The sequence below is a fragment of the Burkholderia theae genome, from assembly GCF_048565265.1.
In the GTDB taxonomy this organism is placed as follows: domain Bacteria; phylum Pseudomonadota; class Gammaproteobacteria; order Burkholderiales; family Burkholderiaceae; genus Burkholderia; species Burkholderia theae.
Map to the genome: position 1 here is coordinate 854,451 of NZ_CP183461.1, position 14,319 is coordinate 868,769.

Consider the following 14,319-nt stretch of genomic DNA (forward strand, 5'->3'; position numbering starts at 1 on the left):
CAGGCGCGTCGGTCGTAGTGATTCGCCAGTGCAGGGCACGAGCCGAACGAAAAGGGGCTTGGCATGGCTGCCGAGCCTCTTTTTGCATCCTGCTAGGCGATGAGCCTTGAGTCATCAGGCGAGTCAGGAAGGATGCCGGATGCTTGCGAATTCGACGCGCAGAAAGCAGACGCAAAAAAGCCTCCGCGCGGGAGGCTTCAATTGCATCTATCAAAAAGATAGATGGTAGGGTGGGAGGGACTCGAACCCTCGACTCTCTGATTAAAAGTCAGATACTCTAACCAACTGAGTTACCACCCCACGTGCTCAAGCACTTCTCGAGATCCGCTGCGCTAACAACTAAGCCAACGACCCGAAGAGCAAAAGATTATAGCGGCGGATTGTTAGTGCGTCAACAATCCGCCACGATAATTATTTGATCGTTTCGAGCTTGCCCTGTGCCGTCTGCGCCGCGTTCGACCCCGCGTACTGCGAGACAACCTGCTCGAACGTCTTCTTTGCGGCCGCCTTCTGGCCTTGTTCGAGCTGGTTCGTACCGATCGCCACGAGGGCGTCTGCCGCACGCGGGTGCTGCGGGAACTTGCTGACGATCCCTTGCCACGTCGCGGTCGAACCACGGTAGTCGCGCAGCGCGTATTGCGCGTTGCCGAGCCAGTACTGCGCGGTCGGCTGGTAGGGGCTCTGCGGATACTTCGCGATGAAGCTGCGGAACGAAGCCGCCGCCGCCTTGAAGTTGCCGTTGCGGAACTGCTGCTGCGCCGCGCTGAGCGCATCCGTCTCACCCGGCTGCACGGTGCCTTCGACGCCGTCGATCGTCGCCTGCTGCGGCTCGAACTTCTTGAGCCGCGTGTCGAGATCCTGGTAGTACTCCTTCTGCTGCCGCTCGAGCGTCGTCAGCCGGTTCGTCAGGTCCTCGTTTTCGCCGCGCAGCGTCGCGACCTGCTGGTTCAGCTGGTCGAGACGGCTGGTTTGGTCGAGGATCGTACGCTGGGCGGCCGACAGTTGGCTTGCCAGGTTGTCGGTCTTGCTGCGCAGGTCGAGCACGGCGCGGCGCGCTTCGTTGTCGTCGAACACGCCGGCGTGCGCCGGCGCGGCCGACCACGCCGCGCCCGCGACGCAGATTGCTGCGGCGACGCGCAGCCAGGATACACGGTGCGTCATACGGCGATTCTTCCGTTACTTACTGTTGGTAGACGAGGTCGGCGCGACGGTTCTGCGCCCACGATGCTTCGTCGTGACCCGTTGCCTGCGGCTTTTCCTTGCCGAGGCTCACGGCTTCCATTTGCGAATCGGACACGCCGAGCAGGGCCATCGCACGACGGACGGCTTCCGCACGCTTCTGGCCCAGCGCGAGGTTGTACTCGCTCGTGCCGCGTTCGTCGGTGTTGCCCTGGATCAGCACATGGCGCTGCGGGTGGCTCTTCAGGTACTGAGCGTGTTGCTGCATCAGCGACTGGTAGTCGTCCTTCACCGAATAGCTGTCGAAGTCGAAGTAGATGCTGCGCTTCGCGAGCGGGCTGTTCGGATCGTTCAGCGGATCGACGTTCACTTGCGCGACGTTGTCGGCGCTCGGCTGCGTGCTTACCGCACCCGCGTTGTTTGCCTTGTCGTCGAGCTTCACGCCCGACTTGCACGCTGCGAGCGCGCTGATCATCATCACGGCCAGGGCCAGACGAGCTTTATTCGACATCATGGTTACTCTCCTTGTGGTCATTGCATGAAGGGCCCCCACGACGGCTCACGAACGGAGCCGCCCTGGACGGACAGGATTTGCGGCGGCGCGCTGCCGTCGGAGGGCACTGCTGCCAGAACGTTGCGACCACCCGACTGGGTAGCGTACAGAAGGTACTGGCCGTTTGCCGCGAAGCTCGGCGATTCGTCGTGATTCGTGTTCGTGATGGCGTTCGCCGCGCCGGTTTGCAGATCCTGCACATACAGCTTGAAGCCCCCGCCCGTGCGGGAGATGTAGGCAAGCTGCTTGCCGTCCGGGCTCACGCGCGGACTCGTGTTGTAGCTGCCGGTGAAGGTCACGCGCTGCGCGGCACCGGCGCTTTCGCCCTGTGCGGGCATCCGGTAGATTTGCGGCGCACCGCCGCGATCGCTCGTGAAGTAGATCCAGCGGCCGTCCGGCGAGTAGTACGGCTCGGTGTCGATCGAGCTGCTCTGCGTGAGACGGCGCAGGCCGCCGCCGTTCGCATTGACCGTATAGATTTGCGTATTGCCCGTGAGCGACAGCGCGACGGCGAGCGTGTTGCTGTCCGGCGACCATGCCGGCGCGCTGTTGTTGCCCTTCTGGTCGGAGACGATGTAGCGGCGGCCGGTCGGCAGGTCGTGGATGTAGACGATCGGCTTCTTGCGCTCGAACGACACGTACGCGACCTTCGTGCCGCTCGGCGACCACGCCGGCGAGATGATCGGCTCGGCGCTCGTCAATGCGCTAATCGCATTTTGTCCGTCGGAATCGGAGACCTGCAGCTTGTACTTGTTGCCGATCTTGACCACGTACGACAGGCGCGTGGCGAACACGCCACGCGTGCCAAGCAGCTTCTGGTAGATATAGTCGGCGATCTGATGGCCGACCTTGCGCAGCGATCCGTCGTTTGCGGCCGTCAGCGACAGGCCGCCGAGGCTTTGCTGCTTCACGGTGTCGTACAGGATGAAGTTGACCTTGTACTGACCGCTCGCTTCGCGGTTCACGCTGCCGGCAACGAACGCATTCGCGCCCTTGGCCTTCCATGCGCCGAGATCGACCGAGGCGGTCTCGGGCACGGGCGTGCTGCCCGCGTCGATGTTGGTGAATTTGCCGCTGCGGGCGAGGTCGGCGCGGACGATCGACGTGACCTGCTGCGGCAGGCCTGCCTCATTCGCGAAATTCGCGGTGGCAATGGGGAACTGGGTCGACCCGACGCCGGTGATCAGCACGTTGACCTGGGCGTTAGCGGCGCTGCCCGCCGTAATCAGACACGAGGCCACGAGTGCCCTGAAACCTAGCTTTGTCATCAAACTCATGCTTCTTGCTTCCCGTATGGCTTGGATCGCTGCGCAACCGCAGAGAGACAGTAAAAATACCCGATTCGTTCCCGTCTGACCGCGACGCACGGAGTGTAAGCGTATTTCCTTTCACTCCGCCGCCTTGAAGGTAATCGTAATGTCAGACGGGGTACGACCGTTAGAATCGGGCGGCAACGGGACCGACGCGTGGATCGCACTGACCACGGCTTGATCCCACCCCGAATTCCCGCTGGAGCGGGAGACCGATGCGCTCAATACGTCACCGGTCGGCGTGCACCGAATCTTGACGACGGTGGTCAGGCCTGTACGCTCGCCGGCCCAGACGATGTTCGGCTTGACGCGGCGGCGCACCTTGTCAGCATAGCCGGGCGTGGCGGCATTGCCGCCGGAGCCCGTGCCGGTGCCGCTCTTCGCGAGGCCTTCGCCGCCGCCTTCGCCGGCGCCGGACAGGCCCTGCATCTGCGCGAGGCGTGCGCTGCGTTCGCGGTCGAGCTTGGCGTTTGCCGCCGCGTTAGCCTTCGCTTCGGCCTTCGCCTTTGCCTGGGCTTCCGCCTTCGCCTTCGCGGCCGCGTCGGACTTGGCCTTCGCCGCCTGCTGCGCCTCGAGCTGTGCCTGCTTCTGCTGCTCGGCGAGCTGCTGTTGCTTGAGCTTGTCGGCCTGCTTCTGCCTGTCGCGTTCCGCGGCCTTCTGCGCGGCGAGCGTGGCAGCCTGCTGCGCCGCGAGCTGCGCGCGCCGGGCGTCGTCTTCCTGCTGCGCCTTCAGTTGCTGCGCGCGGCGCTGCTGCTCGAGTAGCGCTTCGCGCGCGGCCGCTTCCTGCTGCCGCTTCTTCTGCTGCAGCGCGATGTCGGCCTGCTCGTCGCGCACCGGGGGAGGGGGCGGCGCGACCTTCGCGGGCGGCGTCACGACGGGCCGCGGCGCGGCGACGTCGGGCACCTCGGTCCACAGCTCGGCTTCGGCGCCGGCCGGCGTGCTGTTCTGCCACTGCACGCCGTGATAGAGGAACAGCGCGAGCAGCACGTGCATCAGCGCGGCGAGCGCGAACGCGCGCCACGTGCCGCGCTCGCGGGGAGGCTGAGGCGGGTAGCCGGTGCCGCGCGTGGATTGCTGCGGGTTCATTGCGATTTGACGAGGAGACCGACGCGCTTGACGCCGCGCGCCTTCAGATCCGACATCACGGTCATCACTGCATCGTACTGCACGGTCTTGTCGGCCGCGATCACGACCGGCTGGTCCGGATGATCGGCCTGCCGGGCCGAGATGAAGCCGTCGAGCTCGGCTTTCGTCATCGTGTCTTCCTGGGTCGCGCCCGAGTCGCCCTTGTACTTGACGCTCATCGTGCGGTCGGCCTTGATGTTGACGACGACGGGCGGGGTCTGCTCCTGCGGCGCGGCATTGCCGACGGTCGGCAGATTGATGATCGACGGGGCGACGAGCGGTGCGGTGACCATGAAGATCACGAGCAGCACCAGCATCACGTCGATGTACGGCACGACGTTGATGTCGGCCATTGCACGGCGCGAGCGGCCGCCGCGCATGCTGGATCGGATGGGGCTTCCTGCCATGGCGCGCTCCTTACTGGGCCTGACGCTGCAGGATGTTCGAGAACTCTTCGATGAAGGTCTCGAAGCGGATCGCGAGGCGGTCGATGTCGTGCGCGTAGCGGTTGTACGCGACCACGGCCGGAATCGCGGCGAACAGGCCGATCGCGGTGGCGACGAGCGCCTCGGCGATGCCCGGTGCGACGTTCGCGAGCGTGGCCTGCTGCACGTTCGCGAGGCCGCGGAACGAGTTCATGATCCCCCAGACCGTGCCGAACAGACCGATGTACGGGCTGACCGAGCCGACCGATGCGAGGAACGCGAGGTTCGCTTCGAGCACGTCCATTTCACGCTGGAACGACGCGCGCATCGCGCGGCGCGCACCGTCGAGCACGAGGCCCGGATCGCTGATGCGCTTTTCCTTCCCCTTCAGGAATTCGCGCATCCCCGATTCGAAGATCCGCTCGAGCGCGCCGATCGTGTGGCGGTTGTTGGCCGCGCTCTGGTACAGCGCCTGCAGGTCGCCGCCCGACCAGAAATCCTTCTCGAAGCGTTCGGTCTGCGCGCGCGCGCGGCGGATCGCAAACCACTTGCGGAAGATGAAGGTCCACGACATCAGCGACAGCAGCAGCAGCAGCCCCATCACGGCCTGGGCCAGCACGCTCGCGTTGAGGACGAGGGAAATGATCGACAGGTCTTGAGAAGTGTTCATAGAGGTTTGAGTAACGTCCCTTCGGGGCGCCCGGTATGCGTGTGGCGCGGCGCGCCGGCCATGCCTGGCGCCGAACCTTGCTTAGTATCGAATCAGGAAGGCAAGTTCATAGGCTTTGTCTAAACGGCGCTCATGCGAGCTTCGTTGACAATACAGTCTGCCCGGCCTCGATGACGGGCCCACGGTGCAGTGCGTCGAGCACGACCGGCGGGATGGCCGCGGGCCGGATGCCGGTACGGTCGACGCAGCCGAGGCGGATGTGTCCGGCCACGAGCAGCGTATCGCCACACCAGGCTTCCTGCCTGAATTCCACCGATGCGCGGCCGATGCGTCCGGGCCGGCTCGTGATCGCCAGCGTGTCGTCGAGTCGCGCCGGCGCGCGGTAGTCGAGCGACGTGCTGCGGACGATGAAGATCGCGTCGGTATCGTCGGCGAGCCGGCGCTGGTCGATGCCGCATGCGCGCAACCACTCGGTGCGGGCACGTTCGAAGAACTTCAGGTAGTTGGCATAGAAGACGATGCCGCCTGCATCGGTATCCTCGTAGTACACGCGCACCGGCCAGGTAAAGCCGGAAGGCGCTTCCGGGGGGCGGGTAGGCTGAGTCATGGCGCGCATTCTACCGGAAGGCGGGAACCGGATTCGTAACGGTTTCGTAACGGAATGTAGTACGACGTAGCACACCGCGGGCCGGCCGGAGGCGGCCCGCGGTGTGCCCGGTGTGTCAGCCGCGATGGATCGTGAGGCCGGCCGGCGCCTGGGCGACCGGCATCATCTCGATCGTGTTGATGTTCACGTGCGCCGGGCGCGTCGCGATCCAGTAGATCGTGTCGGCGATGTCCTCGGCCGTGAGCGGCTGGACGTTCTGGTAGACGTTCGCGGCCTTCGTGTCGTCGCCGCGGAAGCGGACGTTGGAGAACTCCGTGCCGCCGCACAGGCCCGGCTCGATGTCGGTGACGCGCAACGGCGTGCCGAACAGGTCGGCGCGCAGGTTCAGGCTGAATTGTCGGACGAAAGCCTTGGTCGCGCCGTATACGTTCCCGCCCGGATACGGATAGGTACCGGCAACCGAACCGAGATTGAAGATGTGGCCGCGGCCGCGCGCGATCATGCCGGGCAGCAGCGCGTGCGTGACCGTGACGAGGCCCGTGCAGTTCGTGTCGATCATCGTGTGCCATTCGTCGAGGCTGGCCTTCTGGGCCGGCTCGACGCCGAGCGCGAGGCCGGCGTTGTTGACGAGCACGTCGAGCGCCGCGAATTCGGCGGGAAGGGCGGCCGGCACGGCTTCGACGGCCGCGCGGTCGCGCACGTCGAGCTCGAGCGGCAGAAGGGAATCGCCGAGTTCGGCGGCGAGCGCATCGAGACGATCCTTGCGACGCGCGGTGGCGACGACGCGGTGGCCTCCGTTGACGAAGGCACGGGCGATGGCGGCGCCGAAGCCGGCGGACGCGCCTGTGACGAACACGATCATTGCTGCTCCTGGTCGGTGACAAAGTAGCGGGTGGTATCCCGCAAGCCTACTGAGATTGCCGCACCGCGGCAAGGCGCCAAAGCGTTTCGGCACGGGCGCGTAGAGTCTGGCCCCAATTGCTTGGGGCGCACTGCCGTGCGGTTGCCTATTCATGACGCATCCAATACACTAACGCGCTCATCACCCCTGCGTGACTGGCGATAGAACCCTTCGGGTTCAAGGTGGAGCATCCCACCGTGAAGCGCGGGGCGCCGTTTTTGCCGTTCGCCTGGGCAGCCGTTGTGCGCCGTTGCGTGCATCGCCGGTGGCTGTCCTGCCTCGCGTCATACGGATTCTTCCGCCACGTCGAGCTGGTCCCGCCAGCAACGCACCGTACTCGGCCACTCCGGTCAACCTGTACACACTTAACGGAAACCGTATGTTTGACAGAGCCCAAAGCACCATCGCGAACGTCGATCCCGAAGTCTTCGCAGCGATCGAACAGGAAAACCGCCGCCAGGAAGATCACATCGAGCTGATCGCGTCGGAAAACTACACGAGCCCGGCCGTGATGGCCGCGCAGGGCTCGCAGCTCACGAACAAGTACGCGGAAGGTTATCCGGGCAAGCGCTATTACGGCGGTTGCGAGTATGTCGACGTGGTCGAGCAACTGGCGATCGAGCGCGTGAAGCAGCTGTTCGGCGCGGAAGCCGCGAACGTGCAGCCGAACTCGGGTTCGCAGGCGAACCAGGGCGTGTTCTTCGCGATGCTCAAGCCGGGCGACACGATCATGGGCATGAGCCTCGCGCACGGCGGTCACCTGACGCACGGCTCGCCGGTGAACATGTCGGGCAAGTGGTTCAACGTGGTGAGCTACGGCCTGAACGAGAACGAAGACATCGACTACGAAGCGGCCGAGAAGCTCGCGCAGGAACATAAGCCGAAGCTGATCGTCGCGGGCGCATCGGCGTTCTCGCTGAAGATCGATTTCGAGCGTCTGGCGAAGATCGCGAAGTCGGTGGGCGCCTACCTGATGGTCGACATGGCGCACTACGCGGGTCTGATCGCGGCGGGCGTGTATCCGAACCCGGTGCCGCACGCGGATTTCGTGACGACGACGACGCACAAGAGCCTGCGCGGCCCGCGCGGCGGCGTGATCCTGATGAAGGCCGAGTACGAGAAGCCGATCAACTCGGCGATCTTCCCGGGCATCCAGGGCGGCCCGCTGATGCACGTGATCGCGGCGAAGGCGGTGGCATTCAAGGAAGCGCTGTCGCCGGAGTTCAAGGCCTATCAGGAGAAGGTGGTCGAGAACGCGCGCGTGCTGGCTGAAACGCTGGTGAAGCGCGGGCTGCGGATCGTGTCGGGCCGCACGGAAAGCCACGTGATGCTGGTGGACCTGCGCGCGAAGAACATCACGGGCAAGGCAGCGGAAGCGGCGCTGGGCGCGGCGCACATCACGGTGAACAAGAACGCGATCCCGAACGATCCGGAAAAGCCGTTCGTGACGAGCGGCGTGCGCCTGGGTTCGCCGGCGATGACGACGCGCGGCTTCGGTCCGGCCGAAGCGGAGAAGGTGGGCAACCTGATCGCCGACGTGCTGGAGAACCCGGAAGATGCAGCGACGATCGAGCGCGTGCGCGCGCAGGTCGCCGAGCTGACCCAGCGTTTCCCGGTCTATCGCTGATCGATGCGCTGCCCGTTCTGCCGGCATGACGACACGCAGGTCGTAGACTCGCGCGTGTCCGAAGATGGCGCCGCGATTCGCCGGCGCCGTCGCTGCTCGGCTTGCGACAAGCGCTTTACGACGTACGAGCGGGTTGAGCTGTCCCTGCCGTTCGTCGTGAAGAAGGACGGCAGCCGCACGGAATTCGACCGTCGCAAGATCGTCGCCAGCATGCAACTCGCGCTGCGCAAGCGGCCGGTTGCTGCCGACGCGATCGACGCGGCGGTCGCCCGCATCGAATATCAACTGCTCGCGACAGGCGAGCGCGAAGTGCGTAGCGAGAAGCTCGGCGAACTCGTGATGAACGAGTTGCGCGGCCTCGATACGATCGCCTATGTCCGCTTCGCATCGGTATATCGCCGGTTCGAGGACGTTTCCGAATTTGCCGACGTGATCGAAGAGTTCCGTCGCGCCTCTCCCGCCAAGACCCCGCGTAAGCGCTGACGCGCTGCGTCCGTTCATCGTCTTCTCCATTGGTTCAGTTCGCGTCGATTGTGTCGGCCGCGATCGCATGTCGCCAGTCGGCCGTTCGGCAAATGGCGTGCGTCCGCACGCGTCGCTACAGTCGTCGCATCACCTTGACGGAAGACGACTGCGATGGGACTTCACTGTCACCCCTTGAAAAACGTGGTGCGACGCTCGTGCGGGTTCACGCTCGTCGAGCTGATGGTCGCCATCTCGCTGGCGGCCGGGCTCGCGCTCCATGCGGCGCCCGCGTTCGACCAGTGGCGCATGCGTGAACGCGTGGACGCGCGCTCGCGCGCGTTGCTCGGGGCGCTGTCGTTTGCGCGGTCCGAGGCGACGCGTCTCGGCGTGCGCGTCACGCTGTGCCGGGCCGGGAGCGACGGCGCCTGTCTGCGTGCCGGCGAGCGGTGCGATCCGGCCGAATGGTCGTGCGACTGGATCGTCAGCGGGCAGTTCGACGGGCAGTCGCGCGTTCTGCGGCGCTATCCGCGCGATGCCGAAGTGGCCGTCGCGGGCGCGGCGCACGATCTGGCGTTCGCGCCGCCGGTCGGTCAGGCGGTCGGCGGAATCCGGCGCTTCGAATTGCGTCCGCGACGCGGCCCGTCCGGGGTCGACGACGCGCGCGTATCGCGTTGCGTGCGGATCGCGGCAGGCGGCCGGGCGCGTGTCGCCGCCGGCCGTTGCGACGCGGCGTGATCGCCATGCGCAACGCCATGCACGGCACGTCGCTGATCGAGGCGATGCTGGCCATCGCGCTGCTCGCGACGGTGATGCTGGCGGTGGCCGGCAGCCAGCTCGCGATGGCGCGTGCGCAGCGGTCGACGATCTGGCGCGAGCGCGCGCTGTGGCTGGCCGATGCGCGCATTGAGCTATCGCACGCAGCAGCGGGAGGCGACGCCGGTCTCGCGGCGCTGGCGGCTGCGTCGTTGCCCGGCGGCGCGATGACGCTCGATGAAGGCTCCGACGGTGTCCGTTACGCGGTGGTCAGCTGGCGTGGCGGCAATACGGCGGAGTCGCTGCGATGCGAAACCGCTGGCGTGTCGGCGCAGCCGCCGTCGTGTGTCCGGATTCCGTTTCGGGAGGCCGCCGCCAATGCAGGTTGATCGCCGCATGCGTGCCCATACGCTGCTCGAAGTGCTGATCGCGATGACCGTCGGTCTCCTCGTGCTCGCTGCGGCCGGTGCGCTGTACCACGCGCAACGCGTTGCGCAGCGGCGTGCGGAAGACGGGTTCCGGATGCGCGATGCGGCCGGCACCGCGCTGATGCTGATCGGTCAGCAGATCCAGATGGCGGGATTCAGGCCGCTCGATGCCGAAGGGGCGTCGTCGTTGCCGCCGGTGTTCGGTTGCTCGATGGCGCGCGTGCGGGGCGTCGGCGAGCAGGTGCGGTGCGAGCCCGGGCGCGCTTCGTCGGACGGGGTGCTGATCCGGTATGTCGGCGATGTCGTATCGACATGGCCGACCGTGAGCGGCCAGGTGTCGGACTGCCTCGGGCAGGGTGTCGGCGAGTCCGGCGAACGGTCGCCGGTCGAGAACCGCTTCGATGCGCATGTCAGCCCGTCGACGGGCGAACCCGAACTGTATTGCGAAGGAAGCGGCCGCCCGGGGACGTCACAGCCCGTCGTGTCGGGAATCGATCAGTTGCGCGTGCGCTATTTGCGACGCGGCGGCATGCCGTTCGTCGATGCCGATGCGATGCGTGTCGACGACTGGCGCGACGTCGTGGCCGTGCATGTCTGCGTGCGTGCGCGCGGCGAGCCGATGCGCGCGCCGGTGCGCCACGTCGACTGCGACGGTCGTACTGTCGTTGCACCGGACAACCGCGCACGTTTGACGCTCGATCGCATCGTCGCGTTGAGGAATTCCGCGATTGCATTCAACGACACGTCGAGCGACGCAACGCACGCACGTGAGGTGTTGCGATGAGCGGGGCAGGACGTCACGAGCGGGAGACATCGCGATGCGTTGCGGCAGGCAACACGCATCGACGCATCGCGGCGCACGGCGACGAACTTCGGCATGCTGCCGGCGCGGGAACCCCGACTACGCGGCGGTGCGGGCCACGCATACGCTTGCGGTCAGCCGGTCGCGATTGGCGTCGCGACGCGGGACTTGCATTGCCGGCAGTGATCGCGGTCAGTGCGGCCGTCGCGGCGCTGACGGGCACGTGGTTCGAATCCGCGCTGACGGAAGCGCGCCGCACGCGTGCGTTGTCGGATCGGCTGATCGCATTCCATGCGGCCGATGCCGCACTTGCGGCGTGCACCGCGCGCTTGCTGCGCGGCTCGGCGCAGTACATGCACGAACGCGAATCGCACGCGGAGCCCGACGCGTGGCGGCGTATGCCGGCGCTGGCAACCGACGAAGCGTTCGTGCCGTTTGCCAGATGGCCGATGGCCGCGCAGCCGCCGCGATGCCTGATCGAGGCATGGCGCGGGGCAGGACCGACCGGTGGCCGCGCTTACCTCATCACCGCGCGTGGCGTCGGCGCGCATGCGTCGAGCGCCGTCTGGCTGCAGCATCAGGTCGCGATACGCGACGGGCGCATCGTCGCGCTACGCTGGCGTCGTGTCGCAGCGGGGCTTCGATGAGCGGCCGCACGTTCGTGTACCGATCGGCGGGATTCACGCTGATCGAGCTGATGATCGTGCTCGCGATCGTCGCGGTGCTGGCCGGCTGGGGCATCCCGTCGTATCGCGAGCATGTCGTGCGCGTTCATCGCGCGTCGGCGGTGTCCGCGCTGTACCGGGCGGTCCACTATCTCGAAACGCTGGATGGCGCGCCGCCTGCGGCATTGCCGGACGTGCTCGCGCAGGCGCCGCCGGACGGGCAGGCCGTCTATCGATTGACGCTCGGGCAGCCGGGCGGCGGCGACTTGCCGGTGAGCTATGAGCTGGAAGCAAGCCCGCTCGACACGGGCCCGATGCACGACGACGCCTGCGGCGCATTCACGCTGCGCTCGGACGGAACGAAGGGCAATGTACGGAGCGATGGCGCGGACGAACAGCGCGCTGCTTGCTGGGGTGTGCGTTGAATTCGCAAGAAAGGCGCGCAACGGCGCATGGTCGTGCGCGCGTGTCGCCGGGTGTCAGTCGTCGTGCGCGTCGAGTCCGCGCTCGTCGCGGGACTGCTTCCAGATCCGGTAGACCTCCCATGCGGCGAAGCCGAGCGTGCCCCACTTCAGCGCGGGGCCCGCGCTCGCGCGCAGCAGCGAGCGAACGGGTTTCGCCAGCACGAGCGACGCGAGCGAACTCAGCATCGGATACTGGTTGACGAGGTTGCCGAGGCTCGCGTTCAGGTTTTTCGCGGACTGGCCGAACTTGTTGCTGGACAGGCCGGGGACGAACACCTTGAGCCAGCTGAAGCGCGTGACGGCCTGGCGCATTTCGCCGGCAGCCTCCGCGAGTTCGAGCCGCTCGACTTCGGATCGCAGGATCAGCAATTCCTTGCGGAGCGCGCGGTGCTGCGATGCGCTCCAGTTCGATCGCGACGAATGGGAGCGGGGTGAATTGCCCGTAACGTTCTGGCTCATGGCGCGTCGGCGAAGTAGGTGGGAGGGGTGAGCGCGACTGCGTTCACGGCTTGCCGCGGAACAGTTCGCGGTCTTTGTCGAGTTCGGCGAGCGTCGCCTCGAACACGGTCGGCGCATCGCGCAGGCTCGAGCGCGCCTTCAGCGCGCACGCGATACCGCCCGCCGCATACAGCGCGGTGATCGCCGCGAGCGACTGCCAGCGATAGGTGTCCCAGAACGCGATCGCGACGAGCACGGTCAGGCTGATAAGCGCCATCGTCGCGAGCATCATCGCGGCGAGCCCGAGGAACAGCACGCCCATCAGGCGCTCCTTCTCCTCGGCGAGCTCGATGCCCACCAGTTCGAGGCGCGTCTGCAGAAGTCCGATCACGGAGCCGACGAGGCGGCGCAGCGGTCCTTGGCCGGACGGCTGCGAAGTAGTGTCTGTCGTCATGGATGAGATGCTTGCGCGTGCAGTGAGCAGCTAGGACAAAGCCGGCCGGCGGCACCCGCCGGGCGGCTTCGACGCCCGTGGCCCGCGCGACGCGGCCCACGGGACGGAACGGCGCAGAGCGCGTTACTTGCGGTTGATCAGCAGACCGACCAGCACGCCGACGCCGGCGGCGACGCCGATCGACGTCCACGGATGCTCGTGCACATAGTCGTCGGTCGCGCGAGCGGCCTTCTTGCCTTTCTCGACCACGACGACCTGGACGTCGGCTGCCTTGTCCTTGGCCTGCTTCAGGCGCGACATGGCCTTCTCGCGCAGTTCGGCTGCACGGTCGCCGGTGCTGCTGGCGGCTTGCTTGAGCAGGTCTTCGGCGTCCGCGAGAACGGTTTTGATATCCGACATCAGTTTCTCCTTGTTGATTTCCGACATTGCAACTCCCATCGTGCTGTCATGCTGCAGGTTCACATCGTAGCGAAACGACTGCCTGCTGGCGAGCCGGGAAGACGCACGGCGGCAGCGCAAGACTGCATGGTAAACGACTTGTAATCATGAACAGAGCGGCAAACGGGGTGAAAAGTTTCCTCCGCGGCCGGTCGTCGTGCAGCAGCACCGGGTAAAAATGACAAAAAAGTATGAATATCAAACGGAATAATCGTTCGCACGGCCCATTGCTTCCCGTAAGCTGACAGACTGTCCCGCGCCAACCCGGCGCGCGATTTCAACCAGCATCGTTCGAGGAGGGAACATCATGAGTCTGCGTCTTGGCGACATCGCACCGGATTTCGAGCAGGAATCGAGCCTGGGCCCCATCAAGTTTCACGAGTGGCTCGGCGACGGCTGGGGCGTCCTGTTCTCCCATCCGGCCGACTACACGCCGGTGTGCACGACTGAACTCGGCCTGACCTCGAAGCTGAAGGGCGAATTCGAGAAACGCAACGTGAAGGTGATCGCGCTGTCGGTCGACGGCGTCGAATCGCACAAGGGCTGGATCAACGACATCAACGAAACGCAGTCGACGGTCGTCGGCTTCCCGATCATCGCCGATGCGGACCGCAAGGTTTCGCAGCTGTACGACATGATCCACCCGAACGCGAACGAGACGCTGACGGTGCGCTCGCTGTTCGTGATCGACCCGAACAAGAAGGTGCGTCTCACCATCACCTATCCGGCCAGCACGGGGCGCAACTTCGACGAAGTGCTGCGCGTGATCGACTCGCTGCAACTGACCGACAACTACAAGGTCGCGACGCCCGGCAACTGGAAGGATGGCGACGACGTCGTGATCGTGCCGTCGCTGCAGGATCCGGAAGAGCTGAAGAAGCGTTTCCCGAAGGGCTTCAACGCGGTGCGTCCGTATCTGCGCCTGACGCCGCAGCCGAACAAGTAAGCATCGGCGGCGTGTGAACGCGGTACCGGGCCGACGGCCCGGATCGCGAATCGGATGGAAAAACGGCCC

General features: G+C 65.9%; 19 protein-coding genes, 1 tRNA gene and 1 riboswitch. Of the genes, 8 read left to right on the forward strand and 12 right to left on the reverse strand.

Translation table 11 applies throughout. The features are described from left to right. Window positions 1-223: 223 nt before the first annotated feature. The 9 genes from ACN22W_RS03970 to ACN22W_RS04010 form a co-directional block, all read right to left on the reverse strand. Window positions 224-300, reverse strand: a tRNA-Lys gene (locus ACN22W_RS03970). Window positions 301-411: 111 nt separating this feature from the next. Then, a complete protein-coding gene (gene ybgF, locus ACN22W_RS03975) occupies window positions 412-1,161 on the reverse strand; it encodes a tol-pal system protein YbgF (RefSeq protein WP_048242890.1) in 750 nt (249 codons plus the stop codon). Window positions 1,162-1,180: 19 nt separating this feature from the next. After that, on the reverse strand, window positions 1,181-1,693 hold the full coding sequence (gene pal / locus ACN22W_RS03980; protein ID WP_048242889.1) for a peptidoglycan-associated lipoprotein Pal: 513 nt from the start codon (window positions 1,691-1,693) through the stop codon (window positions 1,181-1,183). Window positions 1,694-1,710: 17 nt separating this feature from the next. Beyond that, window positions 1,711-3,009 (reverse strand): Tol-Pal system beta propeller repeat protein TolB, encoded by a 1,299-nt coding sequence (gene tolB / locus ACN22W_RS03985; protein WP_419686334.1) that lies wholly within the window; start codon window positions 3,007-3,009, stop codon window positions 1,711-1,713. Between the two features lie 111 nt (window positions 3,010-3,120). Further along, entirely contained in the window at window positions 3,121-4,128 is a 1,008-nt protein-coding gene (gene tolA, locus ACN22W_RS03990) for a cell envelope integrity protein TolA (RefSeq protein ID WP_419686336.1), read from the reverse strand. Further along, window positions 4,125-4,574, reverse strand: a complete 450-nt coding sequence (tolR, locus tag ACN22W_RS03995) for a protein TolR (RefSeq protein ID WP_034182823.1) — start codon at window positions 4,572-4,574, stop codon at window positions 4,125-4,127. Before tolR ends, tolA begins: the two co-directional genes overlap by 4 nt. Window positions 4,575-4,584: 10 nt before the next feature. Beyond that, entirely contained in the window at window positions 4,585-5,262 is a 678-nt protein-coding gene (gene tolQ, locus ACN22W_RS04000) for a protein TolQ (RefSeq protein ID WP_129513815.1), read from the reverse strand. Between the two features lie 130 nt (window positions 5,263-5,392). Continuing rightward, the gene (gene ybgC, locus ACN22W_RS04005; RefSeq protein WP_129513816.1) at window positions 5,393-5,878 is read right to left on the reverse strand and encodes a tol-pal system-associated acyl-CoA thioesterase; all 486 of its coding nucleotides are present in this window, start codon (window positions 5,876-5,878) and stop codon (window positions 5,393-5,395) included. Window positions 5,879-5,984: 106 nt separating this feature from the next. Then, window positions 5,985-6,731: an SDR family NAD(P)-dependent oxidoreductase gene (locus tag ACN22W_RS04010; protein ID WP_419686337.1), complete on the reverse strand. Its 747-nt coding sequence runs from the start codon at window positions 6,729-6,731 to the stop codon at window positions 5,985-5,987. Between the two features lie 180 nt (window positions 6,732-6,911). After that, window positions 6,912-7,012: riboswitch (ZMP/ZTP riboswitch) on the forward strand. A 137-nt stretch (window positions 7,013-7,149) separates the two neighbouring features. On the opposite strand from ACN22W_RS04010, the gene glyA reads away from it, so the two are divergent. The 7 genes from glyA to ACN22W_RS04045 all read left to right on the forward strand — a co-directional run bounded on the left by glyA (window position 7,150) and on the right by ACN22W_RS04045 (window position 11,935). Then, window positions 7,150-8,397, forward strand: a complete 1,248-nt coding sequence (gene glyA, locus ACN22W_RS04015) for a serine hydroxymethyltransferase (protein ID WP_048242883.1) — start codon at window positions 7,150-7,152, stop codon at window positions 8,395-8,397. A gap of 3 nt (window positions 8,398-8,400) precedes the next feature. After that, window positions 8,401-8,880 carry a transcriptional regulator NrdR gene (gene nrdR, locus ACN22W_RS04020; protein WP_006476792.1) on the forward strand — a complete coding sequence of 160 codons (480 nt, stop codon included), beginning with the start codon at window positions 8,401-8,403 and terminating at the stop codon, window positions 8,878-8,880. A 153-nt stretch (window positions 8,881-9,033) separates the two neighbouring features. Beyond that, the gene (locus tag ACN22W_RS04025) at window positions 9,034-9,597 is read left to right on the forward strand and encodes a GspH/FimT family pseudopilin (RefSeq protein WP_419686341.1); all 564 of its coding nucleotides are present in this window, start codon (window positions 9,034-9,036) and stop codon (window positions 9,595-9,597) included. A 5-nt stretch (window positions 9,598-9,602) separates the two neighbouring features. Then, on the forward strand, window positions 9,603-10,004 hold the full coding sequence (locus tag ACN22W_RS04030; RefSeq protein ID WP_419686343.1) for a type IV pilus modification PilV family protein: 402 nt from the start codon (window positions 9,603-9,605) through the stop codon (window positions 10,002-10,004). Beyond that, window positions 9,994-10,827 (forward strand): PilW family protein, encoded by an 834-nt coding sequence (locus ACN22W_RS04035; RefSeq protein ID WP_419686344.1) that lies wholly within the window; start codon window positions 9,994-9,996, stop codon window positions 10,825-10,827. The genes ACN22W_RS04030 and ACN22W_RS04035 overlap by 11 nt, the downstream gene beginning before the upstream one ends. A 191-nt stretch (window positions 10,828-11,018) precedes the next feature. Next, a complete protein-coding gene (locus tag ACN22W_RS04040) occupies window positions 11,019-11,492 on the forward strand; it encodes a hypothetical protein (protein WP_419686346.1) in 474 nt (157 codons plus the stop codon). Continuing rightward, complete coding sequence (locus ACN22W_RS04045; RefSeq protein WP_419686348.1) at window positions 11,489-11,935, forward strand: type IV pilin protein; 447 nt, start codon at window positions 11,489-11,491, stop codon at window positions 11,933-11,935. Before ACN22W_RS04040 ends, ACN22W_RS04045 begins: the two co-directional genes overlap by 4 nt. Window positions 11,936-11,989: 54 nt before the next feature. Here ACN22W_RS04045 and ACN22W_RS04050 read toward each other — a convergent pair whose 3' ends face one another. From ACN22W_RS04050 to ACN22W_RS04060, 3 genes are all read right to left on the reverse strand, one after another. Further along, window positions 11,990-12,433: a DUF3318 domain-containing protein gene (locus tag ACN22W_RS04050; protein ID WP_048242879.1), complete on the reverse strand. Its 444-nt coding sequence runs from the start codon at window positions 12,431-12,433 to the stop codon at window positions 11,990-11,992. A gap of 43 nt (window positions 12,434-12,476) precedes the next feature. Then, on the reverse strand, window positions 12,477-12,866 hold the full coding sequence (locus ACN22W_RS04055) for a phage holin family protein (protein WP_048242878.1): 390 nt from the start codon (window positions 12,864-12,866) through the stop codon (window positions 12,477-12,479). Between the two features lie 123 nt (window positions 12,867-12,989). After that, window positions 12,990-13,292: a DUF883 family protein gene (locus tag ACN22W_RS04060; RefSeq protein WP_048242877.1), complete on the reverse strand. Its 303-nt coding sequence runs from the start codon at window positions 13,290-13,292 to the stop codon at window positions 12,990-12,992. Window positions 13,293-13,611: 319 nt separating this feature from the next. Between ACN22W_RS04060 and ACN22W_RS04065 the strand changes: the two genes are divergently transcribed. Further along, window positions 13,612-14,250, forward strand: a complete 639-nt coding sequence (locus ACN22W_RS04065) for a peroxiredoxin (RefSeq protein ID WP_011351087.1) — start codon at window positions 13,612-13,614, stop codon at window positions 14,248-14,250. Window positions 14,251-14,319 lie beyond the last annotated feature (69 nt).

Bases quoted from the DNA above. Each gene is read 5' to 3' on its own strand.
- ybgF (WP_048242890.1), bottom strand. From the start codon at position 1,161: ATGACGCACCGTGTATCCTGGCTGCGCGTCGCCGCAGCAATCTGCGTC.
- pal (WP_048242889.1), bottom strand. From the start codon at position 1,693: ATGATGTCGAATAAAGCTCGTCTGGCCCTGGCCGTGATGATGATCAGC.
- tolB (WP_419686334.1), bottom strand. From the start codon at position 3,009: ATGAGTTTGATGACAAAGCTAGGTTTCAGGGCACTCGTGGCCTCGTGT.
- tolA (WP_419686336.1), bottom strand. From the start codon at position 4,128: ATGAACCCGCAGCAATCCACGCGCGGCACCGGCTACCCGCCTCAGCCT.
- tolR (WP_034182823.1), bottom strand. From the start codon at position 4,574: ATGGCAGGAAGCCCCATCCGATCCAGCATGCGCGGCGGCCGCTCGCGC.
- tolQ (WP_129513815.1), bottom strand. From the start codon at position 5,262: ATGAACACTTCTCAAGACCTGTCGATCATTTCCCTCGTCCTCAACGCG.
- ybgC (WP_129513816.1), bottom strand. From the start codon at position 5,878: ATGCGCGCCATGACTCAGCCTACCCGCCCCCCGGAAGCGCCTTCCGGC.
- ACN22W_RS04010 (WP_419686337.1), bottom strand. From the start codon at position 6,731: ATGATCGTGTTCGTCACAGGCGCGTCCGCCGGCTTCGGCGCCGCCATC.
- glyA (WP_048242883.1), top strand. From the start codon at position 7,150: ATGTTTGACAGAGCCCAAAGCACCATCGCGAACGTCGATCCCGAAGTC.
- nrdR (WP_006476792.1), top strand. From the start codon at position 8,401: ATGCGCTGCCCGTTCTGCCGGCATGACGACACGCAGGTCGTAGACTCG.
- ACN22W_RS04025 (WP_419686341.1), top strand. From the start codon at position 9,034: ATGGGACTTCACTGTCACCCCTTGAAAAACGTGGTGCGACGCTCGTGC.
- ACN22W_RS04030 (WP_419686343.1), top strand. From the start codon at position 9,603: ATGCGCAACGCCATGCACGGCACGTCGCTGATCGAGGCGATGCTGGCC.
- ACN22W_RS04035 (WP_419686344.1), top strand. From the start codon at position 9,994: ATGCAGGTTGATCGCCGCATGCGTGCCCATACGCTGCTCGAAGTGCTG.
- ACN22W_RS04045 (WP_419686348.1), top strand. From the start codon at position 11,489: ATGAGCGGCCGCACGTTCGTGTACCGATCGGCGGGATTCACGCTGATC.
- ACN22W_RS04050 (WP_048242879.1), bottom strand. From the start codon at position 12,433: ATGAGCCAGAACGTTACGGGCAATTCACCCCGCTCCCATTCGTCGCGA.
- ACN22W_RS04055 (WP_048242878.1), bottom strand. From the start codon at position 12,866: ATGACGACAGACACTACTTCGCAGCCGTCCGGCCAAGGACCGCTGCGC.
- ACN22W_RS04060 (WP_048242877.1), bottom strand. From the start codon at position 13,292: ATGTCGGAAATCAACAAGGAGAAACTGATGTCGGATATCAAAACCGTT.
- ACN22W_RS04065 (WP_011351087.1), top strand. From the start codon at position 13,612: ATGAGTCTGCGTCTTGGCGACATCGCACCGGATTTCGAGCAGGAATCG.